Raw genomic sequence first — 278 nt, 5'->3', positions numbered from 1 at the left:
CGCGAAACCCATGACCCGCTGCGCCCCACGCAGATGCGCCGGAACGCCCTCGCGCTGATCGCCGTCTGCCTCGCGGCCATGATGTTTTCGCTCGAAATTTCGAGCGTGCCGATGATTCTGCCGACGCTCGAAGTCGTGCTGCACGGCGACTTCAAGCAGATGCAATGGATCATGAACGCCTACACGCTCGCGTGCACGACCGTGCTCACGCGATAGTTGTAGAACGGCTGTTCGAGGCCGACCTGCGTCTCGATCCCGCACACGCCCGCGATGTCGCC

At 63.3% G+C, this 278-nt stretch carries 2 pseudogenes; one reads left to right on the top strand and one right to left on the bottom strand.

The window, feature by feature from the left end:
* Window positions 1–33: 33 nt before the first annotated feature.
* Window positions 34–207: pseudogene (locus SB751_RS29870) on the top strand (MFS transporter); the annotation flags it as partial.
* Here the strand turns inward: SB751_RS29870 and SB751_RS29865 are convergent.
* Window positions 186–278, bottom strand: a pseudogene (locus SB751_RS29865) (arginine N-succinyltransferase); the annotation flags it as partial. The pseudogenes SB751_RS29870 and SB751_RS29865 overlap by 22 nt on opposite strands.

Source organism: Cupriavidus sp. SIMBA_020, from assembly GCF_046535395.1.
GTDB lineage: Bacteria > Pseudomonadota > Gammaproteobacteria > Burkholderiales > Burkholderiaceae > Cupriavidus > Cupriavidus campinensis.
The sequence above is the reverse complement of the archived record's forward strand: the minus strand, read 5'-3'. Positions and strand labels throughout refer to the sequence as shown.